This window comes from Pedobacter sp. (assembly GCF_035566355.1).
Taxonomy (GTDB): domain Bacteria; phylum Bacteroidota; class Bacteroidia; order Sphingobacteriales; family Sphingobacteriaceae; genus Pedobacter.
This window is the reverse complement of record NZ_DATMRL010000487.1, coordinates 1-4,466: the sequence shown is the minus strand read 5'-3', so window position 1 is coordinate 4,466 and position 4,466 is coordinate 1. Positions and strand designations below refer to the sequence as shown.

Here is a 4,466-nt window from a genome sequence, read left to right as displayed (position 1 = left end):
AACACGAATATTCCATGTATTCTTGGCCCCTGCGCTAACACATGGTTTAATAATCAACTGTTCTGCTTTCAGTTTCAAAAACAGACCGGAGATATCTGGTGTGGTACCTTTTTCCAAAAACAGTGTTGGGATGATATTTAGTCCAGCATCAGCGATCTCCTTGAGGTAATGTTTATCGCTGTTCCATCTTACAATATCTATTGAATTCAGCAGTTGAACATCCAGTGATTTGATCCGATCCAGCCACAAATAAAATTCGTCAATCTGCTCATGGTAATCCCATGGAGATTTGATGATGGCCAAATCATATTGTGCCCATTCTACTTCCGGATCATTCCAAATTTCCTGCTCAATATGAATTCCTTTTTGTTTTAAGAAGCATAAAAGTTCAGCATCTTCATCGTAAGCTGTTCCAGAAGTATATTTTTCCTGAATCTGGTAAGTTATAAAAGCTAATTTCATATTGATAGATAGGTTAATGTTTAAAACTCCATTGGACACATCGCAAAAGTATTTTAAATTTGGTTCTATAAAAAGAACCATTATTGTATTTTAAATAGAACCAATATTCAAACATTATGGCCAAAACAGCTCCTGAAATCCTGATGACTTTTATTAAACTGGAGAAAACATCCAGAACACCGCTCTACATCCAGTTATATGAAGAGATCAGCAGAGGAATTTTAAATGGAATGCTTAAATCAGGAGACCGGATGCCTGCCACCCGTTTACTGGCCAAGGAGTTTGGTATTGCCAGAAACTGCGTTATACATGCCTATGAGCAGCTAAGTATAGAGGGTTATATCTGCAGTCAAACCGGCGCGGGCACCTATGTGACCAAGATACCTGATAAACCTCAAAAAAGAACTAATAACTATCGACAACAAAAAATCATATCAATAAGTACGAATGAGTTACCTCACGCAAAGTTTGCTATGCAGGATTGTAACCGGGAATCGTTTATCCCATTTCAGGCCTCTGTACCCTTCTTACCTGATTTTCCATTTAAGACCTGGGGCAAAATTGCTGCAGATATCTACCGCAACATTCATCAGTATTATCTTGGTTATGATCACGGTCAGGGATATCTACCTTTAAGGACAGCCATTTCTGATTATCTGAGAATCAACAGGTCTATCAATTGCGGACCAGAACAAATTGTAGTGGTGAACGGTTCCAGGCAAGCGATACATCTAATTGCGGAGTTGCTTGTGCAAAAAAATAGTCAATGCTGGATGGAGGATCCTGGCTATAATGGTGCAAAAACGGCCTTAGCTAAGTTTGGCGCTGAAATCTGTCCTATTCCTATACAAACCAAAGGTATTGATCTGGACTATGCCATAACCCACTACCCCAACGCTAAACTGGCCTATATAACTCCATCCCATCAATTTCCGATGGGCATTACTATGCCACTTGACGAACGGCTAAAATTATTAAACTATGCCAGAAAGCAAAAAATGGTCATTATAGAAGACGATTATGATAGTGAATTTCGTTATGATGGTCGTCCGTTCGCAGCACTTAAAGGAATTGATACGCATGGAAATGTAATGTATATTGGCACCTTTAGTAAAATCCTCTTTCCGGCTTTAAGAATTGGCTATATGGTTTTGCCCAGCCAGGAGTTAGCAGAAAAGTTCACTTTAATTAAAGCAATTACGGATCGTCAAAATCCAGTTATAGATCAGGCCATTTTAGCAGAGTTTATCCGTGACGGTCATTTGAACCGACATTTACGCAAAATGCGCCTCCTCTATAAAAAGAACCAGGACGATCTGATCCAGTTGCTCAAAACTTATCTTGGAGACAAAATCAGCATATCTAAAGTTGAAGCAGGGATGCATTTTGTACTTACATTTAAAAACGCCTTGCACGCGGAACAAATTAAACTTCATGGAAAGCAAAAAGGGCTCACCTTATACCCAATTGATCATTTGTCCCTACAATTTCACTATCCTAACAGTTTTCTTATCGGCTTTACCGGTTTCAGCTTTTCACAAATGGAGGCTGGCGTAAAACTGATGAAGCAAATTATAGAGAGTGAACTATCTTTTTGTCAAAGCAGTCTTTAAGCACGTTAAAAGAAAAGCAAAAAGGATGAAGATTAAATAATTGACTGCATCCGCATAAAAGCGCAAAACTCATAAATTGTATAAATGGAATGAACAAATCTCAAACAATAGCGTTGATTTTCCGTTCTAATAGTAGTTTTAATGATCAAAGAAATTACTAAACAGCAAATATGGAAGCATTCAACATCAAAATCAATAGTGATATATACGGAGTAAGGCTGAAAAGTCAAAAACCTTTAAGAATTAATGTGGTCCGCCAGCATATCGGATACGAGATTGGCAGGGATTTCTTTGGTAAATGGTATGATAACTCACGCATGTCTGCTCTCGACAATGATATTATTGAAGAAATTGGTCATTCGGTAGAAGCCAGAGGTTTATAGCAGTTTTAGCTATTCCAGTCTTTTAAATAGGCATCAGCCATATAAAAATAATCGATAATAACAGGAAACCAAATAACTAATAAATATAGCATTCAATATTTTACATCTAATTATTTTAGCATTTGTGATTTTAATCTATATTTGCCACAGACATTTATAATTTCATTGACATGTATAGAAGCATTGAAGATTTCATCAAGGACTGGACAGTAGAAGCGGAAGAAACTGCTAAAATTTTTTCCTCAATTACAGACAATACACGTAAAGAAAAGGTTCACCCTGATGTCCGTTCACTGGAACGTTTAGCCTGGCACCTGACTCAGACGATTACTGAAATGGGACACCGCGCTGGCTTGTTCACGTTAGATGAATTGGAACATGTTCAGGCGCCTGCTGAGGTTTTAGCCCTGACAGACACTTATACACAATATGCAAACCTGCTGATTAAAGCTATTCGTTCAAAATACACAGACTCAGCCTTATCAGACCAGGTTGAAATGTATGGAGAACAGTGGGAAAAAGGAAAAATATTGCGGGTTCTCATTGTGCACCAAACGCATCACCGCGGACAAATGACTGTAATTATGCGGATATTGGGCTTACCTGTTCCAGGTATTTACGGACCTTCGAGAGAAGAATGGTCGGAATTTGGAATGGTTGCTCCTGATTGAATATGATGAACGAGTCAAACGAAACAATAACTCATCAGGGAAAAACATTTACTCAAATTGACTATTCAGAAAAGAAATTACAAAACCGTGAATTCATAAACTGTGAATTTATGAACTGCAACTTTTCTAAAAGTGATTTGAGCCACAATGACTTTATGGATTGTCAATTCAAACAATGCAATTTTTCCTTAACTACTGTGGTAGGTACAGGCTTTAAAGACGCTACTTTTATCGGCTGCAAAATATTGGGCATTGATTTTTCAAAATGCAATAAGTTTCTGTTTTCCTTCCTTTTTGAACAAAGTCATCTGGATTATTCCACCTTTTTTGGCACCAAACTCAAAAAAACCAAGTTCATAGATTGTTCGCTCAAACAAACAGATTTTGAAGAAACTGATCTGACAGCCAGTGTATTTCATAACTGCGATCTTTCGGGGGCTAGTTTTGTTCGGTCTGTTTTAGAAAAAGCAGATTTTCGCACTGCAAGAAATTTCAGTTTTGATCCGGCTGTGAATAAGGTTAAACAGGCAAAATTTTCGGCATTGAACCTTGCAGGATTGCTATATCAGTTCCAGCTGGATATTGATTATGATGGCTAATGAACTATGCTATTTATAATAAAAAAGCTTTAAAAATAAAAAAGCAGAATAAACACATTTTGTCTATTCTGCTTGCTTAAGTACCCGAGAGCAGATTCGAACTGCCACGCCGTTGCCAGCACCAGCCCCTCAAGCTGGCGCGTCTACCAATTTCGCCACCCGGGTATATTAAGTGCAAATATAGATTTAATCTCTAAAGTTTATAATGATAATTTGAACTTTTACAACTTATTTTATTGAGGCATCTATATAGATCTATGTAGTAAACAGGAAATCAGCCTTGTAACTGATATCTATTTTAGAGGTATAGACTTAATCCGTCATAAGCTAACCTGATGTTATCAGGCAGAACTTTCTCCACTTCATTATGCAGGCCGAGGTTATGACTGATATGTGTAAGGTAAGTTACCTCAGCATTAATCTTTTTCGCAAAAGTAACCGCTTCCTCCAGGTTAAAATGAGAAATGTGATCTGCAATTTGCAGCGCATTAATCACCAGAATTTTGGTCCCCTTAATTTTCTCTACAGCTTCTTCAGAAATCGTTTTGGCATCGGTAATATAAGTGAAATCATTGATCCTGTAGCCTAGAATAGGAAGCTTATAATGCATAATTTCAATTGGTTCGACAAGGGTCTCTCCTATATTAAAGGAATGATCAGCAGAAATTTCATGTAAATTGATCTGTGGAAGTCCGGGATACTGAATTTCAGAAAAAATATAAGAAAATTCCCTTCTTA

The 4,466-nt window shown here is 37.4% G+C and carries 5 protein-coding genes, 1 tRNA gene and 1 pseudogene; 4 read left to right on the top strand and 3 right to left on the bottom strand.

Going from position 1 to position 4,466, the window contains the following annotated elements:
* Positions 1-462, bottom strand: a pseudogene (locus VNZ46_RS19035) (hypothetical protein); the annotation flags it as partial.
* Between the two features lie 116 nt (positions 463-578).
* Here VNZ46_RS19035 and VNZ46_RS19030 point away from each other — a divergent pair.
* The 4 genes from VNZ46_RS19030 to VNZ46_RS19015 all read left to right on the top strand — a co-directional run bounded on the left by VNZ46_RS19030 (position 579) and on the right by VNZ46_RS19015 (position 3,728).
* On the top strand, positions 579-2,075 hold the full coding sequence (locus VNZ46_RS19030; protein WP_325561600.1) for a PLP-dependent aminotransferase family protein: 1,497 nt from the start codon (positions 579-581) through the stop codon (positions 2,073-2,075).
* A gap of 170 nt (positions 2,076-2,245) precedes the next feature.
* Entirely contained in the window at positions 2,246-2,458 is a 213-nt protein-coding gene (locus VNZ46_RS19025; RefSeq protein WP_325561599.1) for a hypothetical protein, read from the top strand.
* A 170-nt stretch (positions 2,459-2,628) separates the two neighbouring features.
* The gene (locus VNZ46_RS19020) at positions 2,629-3,129 is read left to right on the top strand and encodes a DinB family protein (protein WP_325561598.1); all 501 of its coding nucleotides are present in this window, start codon (positions 2,629-2,631) and stop codon (positions 3,127-3,129) included.
* Between the two features lie 2 nt (positions 3,130-3,131).
* Positions 3,132-3,728, top strand: coding sequence for a pentapeptide repeat-containing protein (locus VNZ46_RS19015; protein ID WP_325561597.1), 597 nt, complete (start codon positions 3,132-3,134; stop codon positions 3,726-3,728).
* 81 nt (positions 3,729-3,809) lie between these two features.
* Here VNZ46_RS19015 and VNZ46_RS19010 read toward each other — a convergent pair.
* Positions 3,810-3,893, bottom strand: a tRNA-Leu gene (locus tag VNZ46_RS19010).
* A 133-nt stretch (positions 3,894-4,026) separates the two neighbouring features.
* On the bottom strand, positions 4,027-4,466 hold a 440-nt coding region (locus VNZ46_RS19005; protein WP_325561596.1), incomplete at its 5' end, for an MBL fold metallo-hydrolase.